Annotated in this window: 21 protein-coding genes; 10 read left to right on the forward strand and 11 right to left on the reverse strand. The window is 61.9% G+C overall.

Translation table 11 applies throughout. From position 1 onward, the window contains the following. Positions 1-23 precede the first annotated feature (23 nt). The 4 genes from B5J99_RS13130 to B5J99_RS13145 all read left to right on the forward strand — a co-directional run bounded on the left by B5J99_RS13130 (position 24) and on the right by B5J99_RS13145 (position 3,852). Entirely contained in the window at positions 24-806 is a 783-nt protein-coding gene (locus B5J99_RS13130) for a hypothetical protein (RefSeq protein WP_117352632.1), read from the forward strand. An 82-nt stretch (positions 807-888) separates the two neighbouring features. Next, positions 889-1,629 carry an SDR family oxidoreductase gene (locus B5J99_RS13135; RefSeq protein WP_117352633.1) on the forward strand — a complete coding sequence of 247 codons (741 nt, stop codon included), beginning with the start codon at positions 889-891 and terminating at the stop codon, positions 1,627-1,629. A gap of 30 nt (positions 1,630-1,659) precedes the next feature. Further along, entirely contained in the window at positions 1,660-3,126 is a 1,467-nt protein-coding gene (locus tag B5J99_RS13140) for an aldehyde dehydrogenase family protein (protein ID WP_069049849.1), read from the forward strand. 18 nt (positions 3,127-3,144) lie between these two features. After that, on the forward strand, positions 3,145-3,852 hold the full coding sequence (locus B5J99_RS13145) for a TetR/AcrR family transcriptional regulator (protein ID WP_069049850.1): 708 nt from the start codon (positions 3,145-3,147) through the stop codon (positions 3,850-3,852). A gap of 3 nt (positions 3,853-3,855) precedes the next feature. Here the strand turns inward: B5J99_RS13145 and B5J99_RS13150 are convergent, their stop codons facing one another. The 3 genes from B5J99_RS13150 to B5J99_RS13160 are packed head-to-tail and all read right to left on the reverse strand — an operon-like array spanning position 3,856 to position 7,711. Then, the gene (locus B5J99_RS13150) at positions 3,856-4,653 is read right to left on the reverse strand and encodes an enoyl-CoA hydratase/isomerase family protein (RefSeq protein WP_069049851.1); all 798 of its coding nucleotides are present in this window, start codon (positions 4,651-4,653) and stop codon (positions 3,856-3,858) included. Between the two features lie 9 nt (positions 4,654-4,662). Next, complete coding sequence (locus B5J99_RS13155) at positions 4,663-6,855, reverse strand: acyl-CoA dehydrogenase family protein (RefSeq protein WP_117352634.1); 2,193 nt, start codon at positions 6,853-6,855, stop codon at positions 4,663-4,665. Between the two features lie 22 nt (positions 6,856-6,877). After that, complete coding sequence (locus B5J99_RS13160; RefSeq protein ID WP_117352635.1) at positions 6,878-7,711, reverse strand: coniferyl-alcohol dehydrogenase; 834 nt, start codon at positions 7,709-7,711, stop codon at positions 6,878-6,880. A 166-nt stretch (positions 7,712-7,877) separates the two neighbouring features. Between B5J99_RS13160 and B5J99_RS13165 the strand changes: the two genes are divergently transcribed. Continuing rightward, positions 7,878-8,282: a Zn-ribbon domain-containing OB-fold protein gene (locus B5J99_RS13165; RefSeq protein ID WP_117352636.1), complete on the forward strand. Its 405-nt coding sequence runs from the start codon at positions 7,878-7,880 to the stop codon at positions 8,280-8,282. Continuing rightward, positions 8,279-9,445 (forward strand): thiolase family protein, encoded by a 1,167-nt coding sequence (locus B5J99_RS13170; RefSeq protein WP_083231312.1) that lies wholly within the window; start codon positions 8,279-8,281, stop codon positions 9,443-9,445. Before B5J99_RS13165 ends, B5J99_RS13170 begins: the two co-directional genes overlap by 4 nt. A 24-nt stretch (positions 9,446-9,469) precedes the next feature. Here the strand turns inward: B5J99_RS13170 and B5J99_RS13175 are convergent, their stop codons facing one another. Together B5J99_RS13175 and B5J99_RS13180 are read right to left on the reverse strand one after the other, a co-directional pair. Continuing rightward, positions 9,470-10,720, reverse strand: coding sequence for a cytochrome P450 (locus tag B5J99_RS13175; protein WP_117352637.1), 1,251 nt, complete (start codon positions 10,718-10,720; stop codon positions 9,470-9,472). 21 nt (positions 10,721-10,741) lie between these two features. Continuing rightward, positions 10,742-11,068 (reverse strand): 2Fe-2S iron-sulfur cluster-binding protein, encoded by a 327-nt coding sequence (locus tag B5J99_RS13180; protein WP_117352638.1) that lies wholly within the window; start codon positions 11,066-11,068, stop codon positions 10,742-10,744. A 130-nt stretch (positions 11,069-11,198) separates the two neighbouring features. On the opposite strand from B5J99_RS13180, the gene B5J99_RS13185 reads away from it, so the two are divergent. Next, positions 11,199-11,807 (forward strand): TetR/AcrR family transcriptional regulator, encoded by a 609-nt coding sequence (locus B5J99_RS13185; protein WP_069049858.1) that lies wholly within the window; start codon positions 11,199-11,201, stop codon positions 11,805-11,807. A gap of 26 nt (positions 11,808-11,833) precedes the next feature. Here the strand turns inward: B5J99_RS13185 and B5J99_RS13190 are convergent, their stop codons facing one another. Genes B5J99_RS13190 through B5J99_RS13200 form a run of 3 tightly spaced genes read right to left on the reverse strand, consistent with a single transcriptional unit; the run spans position 11,834 to position 14,896 of the window. Then, positions 11,834-13,078, reverse strand: a complete 1,245-nt coding sequence (locus tag B5J99_RS13190) for an MBL fold metallo-hydrolase (protein WP_117352639.1) — start codon at positions 13,076-13,078, stop codon at positions 11,834-11,836. Continuing rightward, complete coding sequence (locus B5J99_RS13195; RefSeq protein ID WP_117352640.1) at positions 13,075-14,091, reverse strand: zinc-dependent alcohol dehydrogenase; 1,017 nt, start codon at positions 14,089-14,091, stop codon at positions 13,075-13,077. The genes B5J99_RS13190 and B5J99_RS13195 overlap by 4 nt, the downstream gene beginning before the upstream one ends. 10 nt (positions 14,092-14,101) lie before the next feature. Further along, positions 14,102-14,896 (reverse strand): SDR family NAD(P)-dependent oxidoreductase, encoded by a 795-nt coding sequence (locus B5J99_RS13200; RefSeq protein ID WP_069049861.1) that lies wholly within the window; start codon positions 14,894-14,896, stop codon positions 14,102-14,104. Positions 14,897-15,050: 154 nt separating this feature from the next. Here B5J99_RS13200 and B5J99_RS13205 point away from each other — a divergent pair, with 154 nt between their 5' ends. The 3 genes from B5J99_RS13205 to B5J99_RS13215 are packed head-to-tail and all read left to right on the forward strand — an operon-like array spanning position 15,051 to position 16,713. Next, positions 15,051-15,521: a VOC family protein gene (locus tag B5J99_RS13205; protein ID WP_117352641.1), complete on the forward strand. Its 471-nt coding sequence runs from the start codon at positions 15,051-15,053 to the stop codon at positions 15,519-15,521. Then, entirely contained in the window at positions 15,518-16,309 is a 792-nt protein-coding gene (locus B5J99_RS13210; protein ID WP_162892597.1) for an SDR family NAD(P)-dependent oxidoreductase, read from the forward strand. Before B5J99_RS13205 ends, B5J99_RS13210 begins: the two co-directional genes overlap by 4 nt. 26 nt (positions 16,310-16,335) lie before the next feature. Then, complete coding sequence (locus tag B5J99_RS13215; protein ID WP_117352643.1) at positions 16,336-16,713, forward strand: VOC family protein; 378 nt, start codon at positions 16,336-16,338, stop codon at positions 16,711-16,713. Positions 16,714-16,750: 37 nt separating this feature from the next. Here B5J99_RS13215 and B5J99_RS13220 read toward each other — a convergent pair whose 3' ends face one another. From B5J99_RS13220 to B5J99_RS13230, 3 genes are all read right to left on the reverse strand, one after another. Then, positions 16,751-17,083: a hypothetical protein gene (locus B5J99_RS13220; RefSeq protein ID WP_117352644.1), complete on the reverse strand. Its 333-nt coding sequence runs from the start codon at positions 17,081-17,083 to the stop codon at positions 16,751-16,753. Further along, on the reverse strand, positions 17,080-18,222 hold the full coding sequence (locus B5J99_RS13225) for an aromatic ring-hydroxylating oxygenase subunit alpha (protein ID WP_245991623.1): 1,143 nt from the start codon (positions 18,220-18,222) through the stop codon (positions 17,080-17,082). The genes B5J99_RS13220 and B5J99_RS13225 overlap by 4 nt, the downstream gene beginning before the upstream one ends. A 167-nt stretch (positions 18,223-18,389) precedes the next feature. Beyond that, positions 18,390-19,193: a helix-turn-helix domain-containing protein gene (locus B5J99_RS13230; protein ID WP_069049867.1), complete on the reverse strand. Its 804-nt coding sequence runs from the start codon at positions 19,191-19,193 to the stop codon at positions 18,390-18,392. Positions 19,194-19,196: the final 3 nt, after the last annotated feature.

Below are 19,196 nucleotides of genomic sequence, written 5' to 3' on the forward strand. Positions count from 1 at the left end.
GTCCGACATTAGGACATGGTTCGATGAGCATTTACACAACCACGCATCTCTACAACGTGACGGCCGGCAGGGAGGCCGACTACCAAGCGTGGTTCGATGGTGAGCATGCGCGCGATCTGTCGCGTCTGCGCGGCTTTCGATCCGCGGACCGGTATGAGGTGACACCCGAACAGGTGATGCCCGACATCGCCCAGCCCTGGCGATTCATGAGCGTGTACGAGTTCGATTATCCCGCGCCGGAAATCGATCTGCCCGCGCTTGGCCCCCTGCTCGCCGAGGTGCGCGATTCTGGCCTGATCGATGACGCCAACGAGTCAGAGCGCATCTTTAGCTATGCCATGTACCGCGACTGGTACTCGGGGCCCAACCACAATGTGGACAAGCCGTTCTCGGGCATGTTTATCATTCCGGCCAATTTCGTCGCCGGAATGGAGGCGGAATACCACGACTGGTACGACAACGTGCATATCCCGGAGGTCTGCCGTGTACCCGGGTTTGTCGCGATGAAGCGCGGGCGGCTTTCGCCTATCCAGATCGAACCAAAACGCTTCTGCCCCGGAAGCGAGATCGTCATGTGCGCGCACCAGACCGATGACCTGCTGTTTTCGGTAAAGGATTTCAGCGCGCGCGCTCGGGGGGTTAGCCCCAGCGGCGAGGCGATGGAGCCGCGGTCAAAGGCGGGAAGCTTTGCCCGTACGGTCCACTTCTTCAAACGTATCAGCGGCGCGCAGCAATGGGATGGCGGCATCGCCTATGCAGGTGATCTCTCCGTGTATCCCGCCGATTTCCGAATTACCGGGGCTTAGGTTGCATCGCTTGTGCGATTGCGTTTGCCCCCGTCTCGCTCTTTGCGCGTCGCCGCGATAGGGATGTTGCAAGGAGAGTGTCATGGGCAAGATCATCGTCATCACAGGTGCAGGCGACGGGCTGGGACGCGCGCTGTCACGGCGATTTGCAAAGGATGGCGATACCGTCATTCTGCTGGGCCGCACCTTTTCCAAGGTCGAGGCGGTTGCCGATGAAATCGGCGAGGGCCATTTGGCGCTGGAATGCGATGTCGCTGATCCGCAGTCCGTCCGTGATGCCTTCAAGGCGATTGGGCAGCGATATCCGCGCATCGATGTGCTGATCAACAACGCGGCTGTCTATGAGCCGTTCACCCTGGCCGAGGTGACCGACGCGCAGATCGCATCGCAGATCAACATAAACCTGGCAGGCCCTATCTATTGCGCGCGAGAGGCGCTGCCGCTGCTGCGCGGCGGCGGGCATCTGATCAACGTGACCAGCGAGTCCGGCCCGCTCAAGATGCCAATGCTGTGGTTGTACGCTGCGACCAAAAGCGCGCTGGAATATATGTCCGACAGTTGGGCGCGCGAGCTGGAGTCAGACGGCGTACGCGTAACGAATGTCCAGGCTGGAATGATGATGGACGAGACTAAGACCGGCAGCAACTGGCCGGCCGAGGTGTCGATGCGCTTTGCAGTGGAGAACGCCAAGGTCGGCATCAACCTGCGTGAACGGCCGATCTCGCACTATAATTCTGCAGCCAGCGTGTTTCGCGCCATTCTTGATGCGCCTGCTGATCTTCACATGCAGTCCGTGGCACTGCGCGGCACGCGCAAGGGCTGAAACCGACCCGTCCAGCAAGGAAATCAACGCATGACATCTCTTCCCGATGCCCGACTTTTCATTGGTGGGCAGCTCCGCGATGCCAAAGGCGGCCGTACGTTCGACATCATCGGACCGTGGACGGGCGCCCCAGTGGGCAGGGCCGCGGATGCGTCCGTGCAGGATATCGAGGACGCGATTGCCGCCGCCCGGCGCGCGTTCGACGACACCGACTGGCCGACCAATGTCGATCTGCGCGTTTCGTTAGTCCAGAAGCTTTATGACCTGTTCGATGCCAATCGCGATCGCCTGTCCGATCTGGCCAGACATGAGGCTGGGGCCGCCATGGGCGCGGTCGGTCGCGCGCATGTCGACATGGCGATGGACGGATGGAAGGATTACCTCGCCGTCTTCCCGCAGGTGCAGTGGCAAAAGAGCTATGGGGAACGCAGCGGATACGGAATGATGCACGAGCGGATCGCGGTGTACGAGCCGGTCGGTGTTGTCGGTGCGATCACCCCATGGAACGTGCCGCTTTACGTCAATGTCGGCAAGGTCGTCGCGGCGCTTCTTGCGGGATGCACTGTCATCCTTAAGCCTGCTCCGAACACGCCAGGCATGGGTGCGATCTTTGGCGAACTGGCAGCGCAAGCGGGTTTCCCGCCGGGCGTGATCAATGTTGTGTTCGGAGAAGATGCAGCGCTGGCAGGCGAAATGCTGGTCAAGGACCCCAGGGTGGACCTGATCAGTTTCACCGGATCGACCGGTGTGGGCAAGCGCATCATGGAGCAGGGCGCAGCGACCCTGAAGCGTGTGTTTCTGGAGCTGGGCGGCAAATCGGCCAAGATCGTGCTGGAGGATTCGGAAAACTTCGCGATGGATGTCGCAACGACCATGCTGGTGTTCCATGCAGGGCAGGGCTGCGCGGTGCATTCGCGCCTGCTGGTTCCGCAAAGCCGCTATGAAGAGGCCAAGGCGATCCTGAAGGCGGCCTATGCCAATTTCGGTGACAATTGGGGAGACTTCGACAACCCCGGGCAGATCATGGGGCCGGTCATCTCCAGGCGGCAGATGGAACGCGTGCTCTCCTATATCGCGCTGGGCGAGGAGGAAGGGGCAACATTGCTGGCTGGCGGCAAGGCGCGGCCCGACAAGGGGGGCGGATTCTTCATCGAACCGACGTGCTTTGTCGATGTCGACAACAGCATGAGAATTGCGCAAGAAGAGATCTTCGGTCCGGTGCTGGTGGTGATCCCGTTCCAGGATGACGACGATGCCGTCCGAATTGCCAATGAGTCGAGCTACGGTCTTTCCGGCGGCGTCGCCTCGGGCAGCCTCGATCGTGCGATGGCGGTGGCGAGGCGTGTCCGGACAGGATCCGTCAGCGTCAACGGGGGCATGTGCATCGCAGGGGACTTGCCTTTTGGCGGATACAAGTCTAGCGGCATCGGCCGTGAATGGGGCTTGGAAGGGATCGAGGAGTACCTCGAAACCAAGCTGATAGCCTGGCGAAAATAGGTGGTTTGAAGGCAGCGGATGGAAGCAGGGCAGTCAACGAATGTCGGCAAGAAGCGCCCTGCGGCCAGCGATGTAAGCCATAACCTCAATGGCCAGCGCCTGGGGCGCAAAGGGCGTGACACCCGCGACCGCATTATCGCCGCCGCCCGCGAAATCGTCGATGCGGATGACGGCACGGTGCTGACGCTGAGCGAGGTGGCGCGGCGAGCCAATTTGCGCATGGCCTCGCTCTATGTCTATTTCGCAGATCTGAGCGAACTGTTGCAAGCCATGCTCGATCCTGTGATGGCCGAAGCAGAGACCAGCTATCTGTGCCTCCTGCGGACGCCTTGGGGCCAGGATTCTCTGGCCGACGACGTTCAGCAATTCGTCCACGGCTTCTATGCATTCTGGCAGCGCAATTCAGGTATTCTGCATCTGCGCAACACCATGGCCGATCGCAAGGACCGGTTGATGACCAGTCAACGCATCAACGCCGCCCGCCCCGTGATCGACATGCTGGTGGTGCAGATGGGGTACGACCCGGCCCAGCGCGGGTCTTCCGCCGTGGGCATGGCGACAGTGCTCTATATGGGTTTCGAGCGCGCCGTGAACATCGCGACTGACCGTCATTTCGGCGATGCGATGGAGGGCCAGTTTGCCCCAGACGTGAAGCATTATCTGGACGCAGTCTCGCGACTGTTCGAAGTGGCGATCACCGATATGCGATTGGCCACTACCGCCTGATCGTTATTCCTTGGATCCGATGCCCTTGATATACTGCTCGATCCGGGCCTGGTAGGCCGGGTTGAGCATCAGTGCGCTGTTGGCCATGCGTTCGACATGGCGGGCAGTATCGCGACCGACCTCAGCAGCCATGTCGATCGCGATCTTGGCCGCCCCCATCTGCTCCGCGTCGCTCTTCTTAAGATGATGACAGAACGCCAGCGCTGCATCGTCGAAGCCGTCATCGGGCAGCACGTCGTGCACAAGCCCCATGATGTGCGCCTTGTCGGCATCGGCTTTCTGGTTGCCCATGATCAACCAGCGGGCCCAGTGTGGGCCGCAGGTCCGGGTCAGCCGGCTGACTCCGTTGCTCGCGGGCAGCACCCCGAACAAGCCTTCGGGGAAGGAGAACGAAGCCCCTTTGGCGGCCAGCCTGAAATCGCAGGACAGCGCCATCTCAAGCCCGCCGCCAACGCACGCCGAATGGATGGCCGCGACGATCGGCTTTTCGATATGCTCCATCTCGTCATAAATGCGGTGCATGCCGTGCAGGCCGGTCCGGTGGTTTTCGCGGATACCAGTCGCGGTGCGCTTGGTCGCTCCGCCGCTACCGCTGCGCATATCGGCTCCGGCACAGAAATACCGCCCGTTGGCCCGGATCAGCATGACCCGCAGTGCGTCAGTGTCCCGAAAGTGCAGCAGTGCAGCCTCGAACAGCTGCATCGTTTCTCCCGAAAGGGCATTGAGCTTTTCGGGCCGGTTCAGCGATACGATCAGGACGCCATCGTCCTCACGGGTCAAAAGGTGCGGTTCATCGGCCATGTTCAATCCTCAAGCCCGCGTGCGGGGCAGTCCCAGGTTCCGCTCGGCGATCATCGATCGATGCACTTCGCTGGTCCCGCCATAGATGGTCGCTCCTTGCGCATGGCGATAGAACAGATTGAGCTCGGCTGTCGGCCCGGGCCGCAGCGATAGCGAATCGGGTGCAGTCAGGTCCAGCAGGTCGCGTGCATCGGTCAGAAACTTCTCGGACGAGAACATCTTGGCCATCGGGCCATAAGCGAGGTTGGCCTTCTTCTCCGCGATCACCCATTGCGCGCGGAACGTTATGAGCTCGGCCAACCACAGATGCGCGGCGGTTCGGGCAAGCCGCGCTTGGGCCTGCTGCTGCTCGATCAGCGGCTTGCCATTCCGGCTGATCTGGCGGCACGCAGCGACGCCTGCGTCCAGCATCTTGCGCATGTACTTGCCGAAGCCGCCGCCGTGTTCGAGCTCCAGGCTGGCGCTCATCGTCTTGACGCCGCCATCGACCTCCCCCAGCCGCCAGCTGTCGGGGATGCGGACATTGTCGTAGAAGGTGATGTTCGTGCGTTCATCCTGGAAGGTGTAAACGGGCTGAACCGTCACGCCCTCGGCTTTCAGCGGCACGATGAACATCGTGAGCCCGGCATGCTTGGCCACTTCGGTGTTGGTGCGGCACAGCATCAGCACATAGGATGACAGGTTCGCGCCGGATGTGAACATTTTGGTGCCGTCGATCCGCCATCCCTTTCCTTCGGGTGTCGCTTTGCATTGCGCCGCGAACACGTCGGATCCTGAACCCGGTTCCGAATATCCCAGGCTGCAGATGGCCTCGCCCTGCATCAGCCTGGGCAGCACGTCTGCCTTGAGTTCGTCCGACCCGAAGCGATGGATGATCAACGCCACCATCTGCGTCACGTTGGCAGCAGGGTTGTTGTAACCGTGATGCTCGAACGCATCCATCGCGGCCATCTGCGCATAATGCGACAGCTTCTTGCCACGCAGATCGCCCGGTAGACCGGGGAACAGCAGACCTGCATCAGCCAGCTTCTTGTGGACCGTGGGGACAAAGCCCTCCCAGCTGTAGTGGAAGTGTGATCGTTCCTCGTCGCTGACCTGGCTCGTGAAGAACGCATCGATCTCGCGGGTCATCTGCGCGGCATCCTCGCCCAGATCAAACTCGATCGGGCAGTCGCCGGCGGGGGGGAGCGAAGCGGTTTCACCGGCATACAGCCGCCGTCCGGCCTCGTCGAGCAGCAGCGCCGGGTCCCCATAGACAAGGGGCCAGGCCTTGGCACGCAGATTGAACAGGTGGATGTCGTATTCGGTGGTGAGACCGTAGCCGCCGAAGGTGTGCAGCGCCTGGGCAACGCAGCGCGCCGCGGCGATTGCGTTCCACCACGCTGCGATCGAGACGGCAGCACCTGCCTCTTTACTGCCATCTGCGATATTGAGGATAGCCTTCCACACCAGCATCGTGCCGCCATCGGCCTCGCACACCAGATCAGCGAGCGGGTGCGAGATGCCCTGGAACTGGCCGATGAACTGGCCGAACTGCTTGCGCTCGCCAGCATAGGCCGATGCGAGCCTCAGCGACTCCTTCGAAAGCCCTGCAAGCCCCGCTGAAATCAGCAGTTTCCATTCTTCCACGCCGGCGTCGAAGTCGGCTGATGCAATCGCGAGCGGCGCACCCTCACGCCCGGTAAAGTCGATGTGCGCTATCGGCGTATCGGCCAGGTTGCGTTCGGCCTTTTGATCGGCAGCGGCGAGTGTGACGAGCACGACATCCGCACCACGGCGGGCGATCACGGCCTCGGCGATGCTGGCGCCTGCCACCCATTGCTGCGGGGTTGTCGCGATGTCGTGCAAGGCAATTGTCACCACCGCGTCGCCTGCCAGAACGCGTTCCAGAAGGTCAGGCTGCGCCCCCGATTGCGCCAGCAGCCGGGCTGCAACCAGCGCTTCTGCCAGCGGCCCGGAAACCAGAGTGCGGCCCGCCTCTGTCATCAGAAGGGTTGCATCGAACAGGCCGAGGCCAAGGCCACCGGCGTCTTCGGGAACACGAATGGACAGTGCGCCCTGTTCCGCCAGACCGCGCCACAGATCCGGGTCGAACCCGCCCGGAGCAGCGGCGCGTACCCGGGCCATGCTGCTGTTTTCATCGAGGAACCGCGCGAACATGTCGCGCATCATCTCCTGGTCGTCGGTCAGGTCGAAATTCATCGGGTGTTCCTCAGGCGTAACGTCAGGCTGCGGGCTTGGCCCTGCTCATCATTTTCGAAATGTCGATTTGCCCAGTGGCGAGCGATCCCATGAATCCGCCATCGACCGGCAACACAACGCCAGTGATAATGCCGGCCATGCCGCTGTTCAAAAGTGCAACGCCCTGCGCCTGCTCCTTCGCGGTGGAATAACGGCCCAGCGGCTCGGCCGCGGCATCGACCACCTCCTTGCCCGATGTCGCATGGAAGGTCTCCATCATCGGGGTCTGGGTTGGGGATGGCAGGGTGCAGTTGATGCGGATGCCTTTCTTGATCAGCCGGGCGCACATGAACTGTGTCCACACGATCACCGCCTCCTTCGAGAAGGCGTAGCCTTCGGCTACATGCTCGCTGTGCGCCTCGGCCCAGGCGATCGCGCCATCAAAACCGCTGGTCTGCATGAGTTCCATGTGCACCGGAATGCGCCTCGACCAGCCCAGCCCGCCAGTGGAAGCGATGCTGACGATGGCGCCGCCTTCGCCCATTGCAGGGATCACGCATTCGGTCAGATGGCGGGTGCCGGCAAAGTTGACCGCGAAGGTGTCCATAGCCGGAAACGCACCGCCACCGGGCAGGCCTGCGCAATTGAACAAGGCATCAATCTTGCCGCCAATAGCGGCCACGCCCGCCTCTATGCTCGCCGGATCGCGCAGGTCTATCTGCTGAAACGATGCCAAGGGAAGCGCGCACGGCTTGTAGTCGAGGCCGTGGACATCCGCACCCAGATCGAGCAGCAGCTTCGCGGTCGCCTCACCCATGCCGGAATAGCATCCGCTGACGATCACCCGTTTGCCCCGATAGCCCAGAAGATCGTTCATCTCGTGTTCCTTGCATCAAATGTGCTGTTGCCTTGCAGCTTTCGCAGGACGGGGTCTGCCAATCAACCGCATGGCTCCCAAATCGTCGCGGCGATAAGGCCGGCCTTGCCTTGGCTTGCGGCCTGTGTGCGCTATGCAAGGATGCAGGGTTCAAAGGACGAGGCATATGACATGGCAACGCTCGCGCATCAGGCTTGATGGCGACAACACGGCATTCTGGACCGGCGGGGCGGAAGGGCTGCTGAACATTCATAAATGCGCCGATTGCGGCGGATTCACCCATCCCCCGCGAGAGTTCTGCCGCCACTGCCAGTCAGACAACGTCGGGCCCCATGCCGTGTCAGGGGCAGGGGTCATCGACACCTATACTGTCAATCACCAGAAATGGGCCGCCGATATGGAAGTGCCCTTTGTGATTGCCCGGGTCAGGCTGGACGATGCGCCAGATGTGTGTCTCACCACCAACATCGTCAACTGCCCGGTCGACAGCGTCGACATTGGCGACCGGGTGAGGGTCGTTTTCGAGGAACAGGACGGCATATGGTACCCGTTGTTCGAGAAGGTGGAATGACCATGGCGCGTGAAGCATATATCACTGGCATCGGCATGTCCGAGGTCGGTGTGCGTCTGGCGCGCTCGCCGCTGGGGCTGACCATGGATGCGATCCGCGAGGCGGTTTCGGACGCCGGCCTGACGCTGGACCAGATCGACGGGGTTTCGACCTATCCCGGCAAGATGCAGACATTCCTGGGCTTTTCCCCCATTGGCGTCGACGATGTGATCGAAACCTGCGGGTTGAAGACGCGCTGGCACTCTGGTGCGGCCGAGGCGACTGCGCAGCTTGGCGCGATTGCAGATGCAGCAGCGGCCGTGCGGTCAGGCAATGCCCGGCACGTCCTGTGCTTCCGGACGGTGTACGAAGCGGCTGCGATGGCACGGCCGGAGCAGTTCCCGCCGCTGGAACGCCGCAAGGATGTGACGGGCAACTCGCAATGGGTATCGCCCTTTGGCGCGTTCTCGGCGGCCTGCTGGACCGCGCAGTTCGCGATGCGGCACATGAAGCAGTACGGCATGACCCGCGAGCAGCTGGCGCAGGTCGCGATCAACGACCATCGCAATGCCGCGCTCAATCCGCGCGCGATGGTGAAAGAGCCGCTGACGATTGAAAAGTATCTCGACGCGCGGATGATCTCGACGCCGTTCTGCCTGTATGATTGCGACCGCTTCACCGATGCATCGACGGTGGTGATCGTCTCGGCGGGAGACGCGCTGGACGAGGTCACATCCACGCCGATCCGGATCGCAGCGTCGGCAGGGTCGGTGGATCGTTACAGCTGGGACCAGGCCGAATGGGCGGCCGCCTATCCCACCGGGCGCGACCTGTGGAAAAACACCGACTATACCGTTGATGATCTCGACACGGTCCAGCTCTACGACGGCTTCTCGTTCCAGCCGATCACCTGGCTGGAAGGGCTTGGCGTCTGCGGGGTAGGCGAAGGGCACAGGTTCATCGAAGGCGGAACTCGGATCGCGCTGGATGGCGAGTTGCCGATGAACACTGGCGGCGGACAGCTTGGCTGGGGCCGGTTGCACGGCTTTGGCTATGCCTATGAATCGGTCGTGCAGCTGCGCGGCGATGGTGGGGCTCGGCAGATCAAGGGCGATCCGACACTTGCGGTGGCGACATCGGGTGGTGGGCCGATGGCGGCTGCGCTGTTGCTGGCGCGGGACTGATCGCCAGCCCCGCGCCGCGCATGATTACCAGACCAATGGCACCGATTCAGGGCCGATCACCCCGCCGGGGCGGTACACCGTCTCGGCACCCGGCCTGACCTTGAAGTCGGGAATGCGCTTGAGCCATTCCTGCAGCGCGATCTTGATTTCCAGCCTGGCCAGATGCGCCCCCATGCAGCTGTGGATACCCACTGTGAAGGCAAGGATGATCTTCTTGGGCCGGTTGAAATCCACCACGGTGGGGTTGGGGAACACGTCCGGGTCATAATTGCAGGCCGGAAGGATGCTGGTGACCTTGTCGCCCTTCTTCATCTGGACCCCGCGGACCTCAACATCCTGGGCAACCGTCCTGCCGGAAAAGGTGACCGAGAACACGCGCAGCAGCTCTTCGACCTGTGCGTTGATGTTGTCGGGATTGTCGATGATCTCCTGCCGGCGTTCCGGATTGCGGGCCAGCCACAGCCAGATATTGTTGAGTGTCGCAAAAACGGTGTCCAGCCCTGCGATGAAAAGGAACGTCACGAAGCCGAGCGCCTCCTTGTCGGATATGCGTTTGCCGTCGAACTCGGCATGCACGATGCGGCTCACCAGCCCGTCATCAGGATTGGCTTCCTTCTCGGCGATTGCAGTTGTCAGATAGTCGCCGATTGTCTTGAGCGTATCGCCCATGATCTGCCGATCGTTGGAGTGCAGCAGCGCCATCGCCCAACTGACAAAGGTGTCGCACATGTCGCGTGGCAGCCCCATCAGGTCCAGGAATACGAGGACCGGCAGAGGCCGACCGAACACCTCGTCGAACTCGCACTCACCCTTGTCGATCACGTCATCGATCAACTCGTTGGCCAGCGCGCGGATACGTCCTTCCAGCTTGAGCACGCCCTGCGGGCTGACCACAGGATCGACGATGTTGCGATATTTGCGGTGTTCCGGCGGATCGATCTCGATGGGGATGAAGTAGAAGTAGTTGTTGGGATCACGCGGAAACGGCGTAGCATCCTCGTTCGAGAAATATTCGGCGTGGCGCAGCGCGAACAACGCATCTTCATGCTTGGTAAGAACCCAGGCGTTGCCGAACGGGCCAACATCGTAGAAGATCGGCGGGAACCTTTCGTGCATCGCCGGAAAGAACGTGTACGGATCCGCCAGAAATTCGGGGCTGTAGATTAGCCCTGCCTGGCGAACCAGTTCGGGCGGGACGTGATCGGGCACCTGGTCCATGCCGAAGCGGCGGACGATGTTGGTCGGCGCGACCGGATTTGCAGGGTCGATGCGCATGCTCTTTCTCCTGGTCGCGTTTTAGTACTGGGCTTCGGGCAAGTGGACGATGAGGCCATCCAATTCTGCCGACATGACGATCTGGCAGGAAAGGCGGCTGCTCGGCTTGATCGGTGCAGCGGTGGATTCGAGCATTTCGCTCTCCTCGCGCGACGCCGGTCCACCGACCCTTTCGGTCCAGGCATCATCGACATAGCAATGGCAGGTGGCGCAGGCCAATCCGCCCCCGCATTCGCCGACGATCCCGGGAAGATCGTTATGAAGCGCGCCGCGCATCACATTTTCGCCCAGGGCCAAATCAATGGCATGTGCGGCGCCATCGAACTCGACATAGGTAACGGCTGGCATAAGCGCTCCTTGCAGGCTGCAACGCGGGGACTGAGAACAACGTTCTCGACAGCCTTGGTATATCGCGGTAACGACAGAATGGAAGGGCAATGTCTGCGGGAGTTCATGTTGCATCGCTGGGGCGTTATCGATGGCTGAGCGACGGGCGAGGATCGTCCGGGCTGCGTATGACCTGTTGGCGCGCGACGGGCTGGAAGGGTTGACGATCCGTTCGGTGCTTGCCGAAACGGGCCTTGCCCGGCGCGCCTTTTATGACCGGTTCGCCACGAAGGATGACCTTGTGCTGGCCGTGTTCCAGCATACGCTTTCTGACGCGGCGGCACGGTTTGCCGAGCTAATTGCTCCGGTCGAATGCCCAGTCGAGCGCCTCCGTCTGATCGTCGTCGGGATCGTGTTGGGGCATGGGCGGCGCGACGCGGATGGCGATGATGCGCCAAACTACCGAGCCGCTGCGCTTAGCCGCGAGCACCTGCGGCTTGCGGAGGCGCGGCCTGCGGAATTGCAACGGGCCATCGCCCCCTTGGTCGAGCTGATCGCCACGCAATTGCAGGCCGGAATGCAATCAGGCCAGGTTCGCAGCGCGAATGGCGAGAGGCTGGCGCACCTCGTCTACAATCTTGTGTCCACAACCGTGCACAGCCAGTTGATTGCCGAAGAGCATCAGATGCCGGATCTGGAAGATCGAAGCCGTCTTGCCGGGGATTTGTGGGAATTCTGCCTGCGCGCTGTCTCTGCCTGACAGGCCGAGAGGCAAAGTCAGGTCGATCAATCCGCCGTCAGCAATTGATCGACCGCCGCTATCTCGGACTTCAGCCACATCGTCTCGGACAGGTTGCGTGATCCGCTTGCGTCCAGCAGCGCCGTGAGCGCCTGCTTCTTGACGCCGAGCGATTCACCATGCGCTGGCTCGACATCCAGCGCGATATCCAGAAGATGGATCGCTTCCAGCGGTCGCCCTGCAATAACATGAACGCTTGCCTGATGCGCGAGAGCTGAAGGACCGCCGGCCAGCATCACCAGATCGTCGTTCACCGCCGAACGCGGCACATGATACAGCTCCGTGGTGCCATCCTCGTAATGGAACCAGCCCGAATATTCTTCCCAGATGGTCTTGACTGACCAGCTCACCTTACCGTGGAATTCTCCGATGGTCAGGTTCTCGGGCAGTTTCACATCGCGCATAAGCTCGTGAACCGTGCGGCCCGCATTCATCCCGTCGAGCGTATAGTCGCGGATATAGGTGATGGCGCCGATCATCCTGTCGATATCGGCACGAATTTTTCTAGCGCCTCGGATCGGCTCGCCATGCCCGGTGATGATGATCTCGGCATCGAGCGCCTTCAGCTTTTCAAGGCTCTTCAACGTGTTCCACACCAGCCGTGGCTTGTCCCCCCGCAGCGTGCAGAAAAACGGCATCGACAGCCATACCGGACCCACCAGGTTACCGGTGAACGCAATCCTTTCGTCCGGCAGCCATACGATCAGGTTGTCGACTGTCTCGCCCTCGGGCGCGTGGATCAGTTCGAATCTACGGCCGCCCTGTTTGAAGGCATGGTGCCGGTCGACCATCAGGTCGGGGAACACGTTGGGGGCGGGTTTGGGAGTGCCGCCGCGCTTGAGCGTGCTGCCCCACAGCTTGCGGCTGCGCGGCCCGAAGAACGGCTGCAGCCGCTTCATGTCGCCCCATGCCTCGGTGAAACCCGGCCCGCCGATGACGACAGTCTCCGCCTCGCGGAAATCGGGCACGCCGCCGAAATGATCGGCATGGCTCTGGGTCAGGATGATGTGCCGCAGCGGCCCGCTGCGTTTCGGGGATATCAGGCTCAGGTTGCGCTCGGCATTGTCCATGAAGCCTGTGTTGACCATCACGTCGCCGTCGGCGGTGTTGACCAGATACAGGTTAGAGATGTCGTTTACCTGCCAGACGAAGTCGGTGACCGGGATCGCCTCTGCCTGGCTGTCGCCAGCCCGTACCAGGCCTGCGAGCGCTGGCTTTGCATTGTCCTTCATGGCGCGCTGTCTCCGAACTCGATCATCACCTTGGCCGACTGCGGCGTGGCGGCGATCTCCAGCCCTTCCATGATCCGCTCGAACGGCAGATGGTGGCTGATGATCGAGCGGATCTGCTGTTTCAGCCGCGGCATGGCGGCCACCACATCGGGAAACTCGCTAGGATAGCCTACTGCGCTGGTGATCGTCATCTCGCTGGTCAGCATCGGGCCTGCGGGAAGCTCGATCGGCTTCATATAGGCCGCCGTGATCACATGCCGGGCATGCTTCTTAGCCATCGACACCACCTGAGATAGGATCGCAGGGCCTCCCGCCGCGTCGATATATGCGTCGGTGGAAGCACGTTCACGACCGAAGTACATTTCGCGCCCGTGAAGGTCCTTGATCCGCTCGACGGCATCCTCGCGTGCAGGGTTGATGGTCCTTGCCCCCAGTCTGCGTGCGCGCTCCAGCCTTTCTTCTGCCAGATCGAGCGCGATGACGTCGCAGCCCCGGTCGACCGCCCACATCACCATGCCAAGCCCGATCGGCCCGCAGCCAAAGATGACGAGCCTTGTGCCTGCCTGCGCTTCGGCGCGATTGACCCCGTGCAGGGCCACGGCCAGCGGCTCGCACATCGCAGCGATGTCATAGGGAATGCCCGCAGGGATCGGCAGGATGGAATCACCAAGCCGTGCCTCGCGAACCAGCAACTCCTCCGTAAACGCGCCCTCCGGTCCGCCGCTGCCAATGAAGCTGGGCGTGTTCATGGGATTGACGATAACCGGCTGACCCAGCGCAATATCATTGACCGCGCTGCCGACGAACATCACTTCGCCTGCACCTTCATGTCCCAACGCGGTCGTGCCATCGGCGTTCTGGCTCATCCCGCCAACCTTGATATAGCTCAGGTCGCTGCCGCAGATCCCGCACGCCTTCATCTTGATGACCACATCGTTCGGACCGGGCTCGGGTCGTTGGTATTCATCCACACGAACATCGTTAACGGCGTGAATTGTGAGCAGGCGTCCCATCGGTCTGTCCTTATCCCCGGATCATGTAGCCGCCGTCGACCTTGATGGTCTCACCGGAAATGAAAGATGATGCATCCGAACACAGGAAAGCGCCGATGCCTTCGAAATCGGCGACAGCGCCCGTCCGTTTCATCGGGGTGATCGGCGCATAATGGCCGTTGAGATACTGCACGGCAGGGCCATCGGCAGGCCCCATCATCGGGGTGATGATCAGGCCCGGCGCGACGACGTTGGCGCGGATGCCAAATGCGCCCAGTTCGGCTGCCAGACACCGGATCACGGCGGCAACAGCGCTTTTGGATGCGGCATATTCGGCCTTGCCCGCCAGCCCCTGGAACATCGAAAGGCTGCCGCATGCCACCAGGCTTCCGCCCGGCTCGCCCGCTTCTGCCCGCGCCTTCATGTGCCGTGCGCCTTCGCGCAAAGTGAAGAATGCGCCATCGAGCGCGGTCTTCTGAAAATCGTGCCAGTGGTCGGTCGGCATGTCGAAGATCGAATTGTAGCGCGGCGATGCCCCCGAATTGGCAAACACGCAGTCGATCCGCTCGAAATCGGCCATCAACTGGTCGTAGCCAGCAAGGATCGCCTCTTCTGACGAGACATCGACGATGTAGGTTTCCACCCGCCGGGCGCCTGCATCCAGCAACACCTGCCTGGCCGCGGCATTCTTCTCGGCGTTGCGTGCCCAGATCGCCACGTCTCCGCCCATCCGTGCGATGCCGGTCGCAAACCCCAGGCCGATACCGCCATTGCCGCCGGTCACCAGCGTCACCTTTCCGGTGCAATCAAACAGGCCGTTGCCCATAAGCTGTCTCCTCGTTTCGCGGGCGACCATGGCCGAGGAGCCGTTGGCTTTCCAGCCCGGACCCAATCGCTTTGGCGATCAATGCGCAGGCGGGGAGGACACGCACAATCCGGCCCTGCTAGATGGTGGCGCTCACCCATGAAAGGCCCCGCTTATGATGACCGGCCATCACTATCAGAATGCCTATATCTGCGACGATATCGACGCCGCGATCGCCGCTTTCGGGCAGCGGGCGGACATCGCTGATGTGCGCCCCTTCGATGTCGAACAGATGCTCTGGACGCCCGCGGGAATGAAGCGGGTTGCAACACGGCTGGCGTTCATCTGGACTGGCGATCTGCAATATGAGCTGATTCAGGTGGTGGCCGATGACAGCGGGCTCTATGCCAACTTTGCCGACAACGGCGGCCTGCTCCATTTTCACCATGTTTGCATGCGCGTGCCCGAATGGGAGCCGTTTCGCGCGGCGGTGTCGCAGCAGGACCTGCCCGTTGTGCTGGAACGCGCCAATGAAGGCGATCAGCTGAAGTTTCTCTACCTCGATGGACGCAGCTTCTGCGGGCATTATCTGGAATATTGCTGGATGACTGATGAGATGTGGGCTCGGCTTGGTGGTCCGGCGTGACCGATCTGGCGCAGCGTTATGGTCCTTGGGCAGTTATTGCCGGGGGGTCAGAGGGGGTCGGCGCGGCGTTCGCGCATCAGCTTGCCGATGCGGGAATCAATCTGCTGTTGATTGCGCGCAATGCCGCCACGCTGGCGGGAGTCTCTGCCGAGATAACAGCCGCCCACACCGTGCACGTGAGGACCGCAGTGATCGACCTTGCAGCGGACGACATGGCCGACAAGGTGGCCGCCTCGACCTCCGACATTGATGTTGGTCTGCTGGTCTACAATGCTGGTGCCGCCTCGGGCCCGCAACTGGTCATCGACCAGAGCCCGGACGAGATCATGCGGTTGATTCGCCTCAACACCATTGGGCAGACTCTGCTGGCCAGGCATTTTGGGCAGTCGATGGCCGCGCAGGGCAGGGGCGGCATCATCCTGCTGGGGTCGATGGGCGCAAATGCTGGCTGCATGCAGCTCGCGGTGTACAGCGCGGTGAAGGCCTATACTCTGACCTTTGCCGAAGGGCTTTGGGCAGAGTTGCACCCGTTGGGGATCGATGTGGCCGCGCTGATGATCGGGCGGACCCGCACACCCGCGCTTGAGCGGTCCGAATATGGCCAGGACAGCGGCATTCCTGCGGCCGAGCCAGACGATATCGCGCGATTTGCGCTTGCGAATCTGGGCGCCGGACCGGTGCTCGTCCCGCCGGAACTGGAGGCGGCTTTTCTGGCATTGCGGGCCATGCCCCGCCGCCAGGCAGTGGAAACGATGACGCGGGCGCTTGCCCCGCAAACACGCCGGTAGCGCCCGGCCAACAGGGAGAACACAGGATGCTGAGCGTTGCGCGTTACGGAACCCGCGATCTGGCGCGGGCCACAGAATTCTATGATGTCATTGCGGCGCTGCTCGGCGCGCGGCGAGTGATGGAGCGCGACGAGCTTGTCGCCTATAAAGGGGCAGACGGCGGCATGTTCCTGATCGGTCTTCCATTCGCGGGCGAAGCCAGCGTGGGCAACGGGTCGCAGGTCGGCTTTTCGGCACCCAGCAGAGACATCGTCGATGCGGTACATGCCGAAGCGATTGCGCTGGGAGGTACCTGTGAAGGCCCTCCGGGAGTGCGCGGGCCCGATGGTCCCAATGGCTTTTATGCTGCCTATTTCCGCGATCGGGATGGCAACAAGATCATGGTGATGCGGGTCGGCCCCTGAGAGGGCAACAGGGTCTCGCTGGTCGTGCGGGCATCCGTCAGGCGTCTGCAGGTGCGCGCGAAATCGGAAGTCGCTGGCGATTGATCGCGTGCTTCGCTTCATCGGGACCCTGCACCTCGACCGCCAGCGCGACATGAGCATAGCTCAGCGTCAGCAGCATCAAGGTGCGCTGCCGCTCGTCGTGCTCGGCGAGCGGGGTTGCATCGAGCAGGGCAAGCGCGGACGCCAGAAGCGGCGTCATCACCTCATAGAATTCTTGCCGCGCCTGCGCGCCGTGCACCGTGCGCAGCCGGTCGCGTTCGGCTGCCGTCGTCCCGGCCCATTCGGCAACGAAGCGTTCGAGCGCTGCAAATCCCGCAGGCAGCATCATGCGATCTGCTCCGCCTGATAGGCAACCACGGCAGCTTCGACCATGTTGAACAGGTGACGACACAACGCCTCCTGCGTTTGAAAATGGATGTGCTCCAACGCTCCGCTGGAAAGCCCCCTTTGGCCCGCCTCGATCACCGCGACATCTTCGCAGTGCACATCGCGGGCGGTGCCCATGATCGCCTCGCGCCCAAATCGCTCGCTGGCATTGGCGTCATCGCCCACCCAATAGAGCCGGATCACGCCGCGCGACTGGGTGGCGGTGACGGGATAGACCACGTGGACGAAGTTCTGCAGCGGTGTCCCGAGCATGAAGAAGCTGGGGAAAAGCGCAAAATATGTGCGGTGGTGCGGCGTTGTCAGCAGCCCCTGCTCCATGGCGCGCGGGACCAGCCGCGCAAAGGCGTCGGCCAGCATCGGTGCGGGCCTGGGATCGGGGTTGGTCCAGATCGTCTGGGTGCGGTGCGGATCGTGGAAGGCGTATTCCTTGGGGTAGCCGAACGGGTTTTCTGCAGAGAACGCGCTCTGGCCGCTGCGCGGGTGGATGAAGCGCAGGTGGTAGTTCTCCTGAAAGTTGTCGTAGGTCAGCTTCCAGTTGGCGGCGATGTCATAGCTGTACTCGCTGAACGTCGTCGCTCTTGCCACCGGCAGAGTTTCCATCTGATCGGCAAGCTCGCCGAGCCATTCCCGCAAGTCTTGCGGTTGTGCGGCAAAGTTGACGAAGATCATCCCTGCGCAAACGTCTAGCGCGACCTGCTTGAGCGCGCAGTCCCTTTTGTCGAGACCGAAGCTATCAAAGTCGGGTGCCGAGAGCAGGGCTCCGTCGCCTCCGAAGGTCCACATATGGTAAGGGCATGAAAAGGTTGCGCGCTTGCCTTGGACTTCCTCCACCAGCTGGGTTCCCCGGTGGGTGCACACGTTGTGGAAGGCGCGGAGCGTGCCGTCCTTGCCGCGGACGACTAACAGTGATGCGCCGAGTACTTCGAGCTCCCGCCTGACGAAGCTTCCTACATCGGGCAGTTCGCAGACATGGCCGATCTGCAGCCAGCTGCGCCTGAACACAGCTTCCCGCTCGAGTTCGAACCAGGCCGGGTCATAATAGGGCTTGGCCGGAATGGGGCGTGTTCCAAGGAATGCCACAGACTCGCTTGGAATCGGAACGAAGCCGGCTGGCTCGGTGGTCATGGTGATCTCACCCCAATATCCTACCAGAGGCAGGTCTCAGTGGCTCTTCGGACACAACAAGCCCGGAAGCGGCTCCCGTTTCGGGGCGACCTCCGGGTTTTGTGTATTGTGTGGGCTTTGACTCAGGCCGCCGAGGACATCGGCAGCACCGATGCGCTAAGTTGTGACTGCTCATCACAGCGTGCGAGCGCCTGGGTCAGTAACCTGTGCAGCGTCTCGGGGTCGATCTGATGCGACGGCTCGTAGACGAAGCCGATAGCGATTGGACGGTTGGGCGCCTGGTTGGGGAGAAGTACCGCGCAAGTATCGGCAATCGATCCGAACCCTGCCATCCCGCAGGCATAGCCGGCAGCGCGTACCTGTTCGACCTTGGCCGACATCTCGGGGAACGAGAATTTCCGGTCTTCGCTCGCTTCGGCGTTGAGGCGGCGGATGGTGCCATCGCGGCGGGGCTGCATGATCGTGGAGAGGAGCAGGAGGCCTGCAGCGCTATCCGTCATGCGCTCCTGCATGCCGCTGCCAAAGCCCTGGCTGCGCGCCGTGGCGAGCGTGGAGTTGCCACCGCGCCAGCTGAAGATCTGCACATTAAGGCCGACCATGCCGAACACCGCAATGGCAAGGCCTGTCTGTGCCACCAGCCGATCGACCATGGCCATCAGCTGGCCGTCGCGGATGTATTCGGGCTGTGCGACCGAGCCCAGCAGGGCTGCACGCGGCGTCGGTGAGTAGGAGCGGCTGACCGGATCCTTATACAGCAGACCCAGGTTCACAAGGCTTGAGAGCAGTTCGGAGGTGCTGGACTGCGGCCGATTGTAGCGCCGGACGATGTCCATCACGGTTGCCTCGGTGTGATTATCATCAAAAAAATCAAGAACTTCGATGACGCGGTTGGCAATTTTTGCCTTGTTTGACTCTGTCGAGCGCATTGT

It is taken from the genome of Blastomonas fulva (assembly GCF_003431825.1).
GTDB classification, from domain to species: domain Bacteria; phylum Pseudomonadota; class Alphaproteobacteria; order Sphingomonadales; family Sphingomonadaceae; genus Blastomonas; species Blastomonas fulva.

What these genes read in the sequence shown, in the direction of transcription:
- B5J99_RS13130 (WP_117352632.1), top strand. Translation starts at nt 24, where the DNA reads ATGAGCATTTACACAACCACGCATCTCTACAACGTGACGGCCGGCAGG.
- B5J99_RS13135 (WP_117352633.1), top strand. Translation starts at nt 889, where the DNA reads ATGGGCAAGATCATCGTCATCACAGGTGCAGGCGACGGGCTGGGACGC.
- B5J99_RS13140 (WP_069049849.1), top strand. Translation starts at nt 1,660, where the DNA reads ATGACATCTCTTCCCGATGCCCGACTTTTCATTGGTGGGCAGCTCCGC.
- B5J99_RS13145 (WP_069049850.1), top strand. Translation starts at nt 3,145, where the DNA reads ATGGAAGCAGGGCAGTCAACGAATGTCGGCAAGAAGCGCCCTGCGGCC.
- B5J99_RS13150 (WP_069049851.1), bottom strand. Translation starts at nt 4,653, where the DNA reads ATGGCCGATGAACCGCACCTTTTGACCCGTGAGGACGATGGCGTCCTG.
- B5J99_RS13155 (WP_117352634.1), bottom strand. Translation starts at nt 6,855, where the DNA reads ATGAATTTCGACCTGACCGACGACCAGGAGATGATGCGCGACATGTTC.
- B5J99_RS13160 (WP_117352635.1), bottom strand. Translation starts at nt 7,711, where the DNA reads ATGAACGATCTTCTGGGCTATCGGGGCAAACGGGTGATCGTCAGCGGA.
- B5J99_RS13165 (WP_117352636.1), top strand. Translation starts at nt 7,878, where the DNA reads ATGACATGGCAACGCTCGCGCATCAGGCTTGATGGCGACAACACGGCA.
- B5J99_RS13170 (WP_083231312.1), top strand. Translation starts at nt 8,279, where the DNA reads ATGACCATGGCGCGTGAAGCATATATCACTGGCATCGGCATGTCCGAG.
- B5J99_RS13175 (WP_117352637.1), bottom strand. Translation starts at nt 10,720, where the DNA reads ATGCGCATCGACCCTGCAAATCCGGTCGCGCCGACCAACATCGTCCGC.
- B5J99_RS13180 (WP_117352638.1), bottom strand. Translation starts at nt 11,068, where the DNA reads ATGCCAGCCGTTACCTATGTCGAGTTCGATGGCGCCGCACATGCCATT.
- B5J99_RS13185 (WP_069049858.1), top strand. Translation starts at nt 11,199, where the DNA reads ATGGCTGAGCGACGGGCGAGGATCGTCCGGGCTGCGTATGACCTGTTG.
- B5J99_RS13190 (WP_117352639.1), bottom strand. Translation starts at nt 13,078, where the DNA reads ATGAAGGACAATGCAAAGCCAGCGCTCGCAGGCCTGGTACGGGCTGGC.
- B5J99_RS13195 (WP_117352640.1), bottom strand. Translation starts at nt 14,091, where the DNA reads ATGGGACGCCTGCTCACAATTCACGCCGTTAACGATGTTCGTGTGGAT.
- B5J99_RS13200 (WP_069049861.1), bottom strand. Translation starts at nt 14,896, where the DNA reads ATGGGCAACGGCCTGTTTGATTGCACCGGAAAGGTGACGCTGGTGACC.
- B5J99_RS13205 (WP_117352641.1), top strand. Translation starts at nt 15,051, where the DNA reads ATGATGACCGGCCATCACTATCAGAATGCCTATATCTGCGACGATATC.
- B5J99_RS13215 (WP_117352643.1), top strand. Translation starts at nt 16,336, where the DNA reads ATGCTGAGCGTTGCGCGTTACGGAACCCGCGATCTGGCGCGGGCCACA.
- B5J99_RS13220 (WP_117352644.1), bottom strand. Translation starts at nt 17,083, where the DNA reads ATGATGCTGCCTGCGGGATTTGCAGCGCTCGAACGCTTCGTTGCCGAA.
- B5J99_RS13230 (WP_069049867.1), bottom strand. Translation starts at nt 19,193, where the DNA reads ATGCGCTCGACAGAGTCAAACAAGGCAAAAATTGCCAACCGCGTCATC.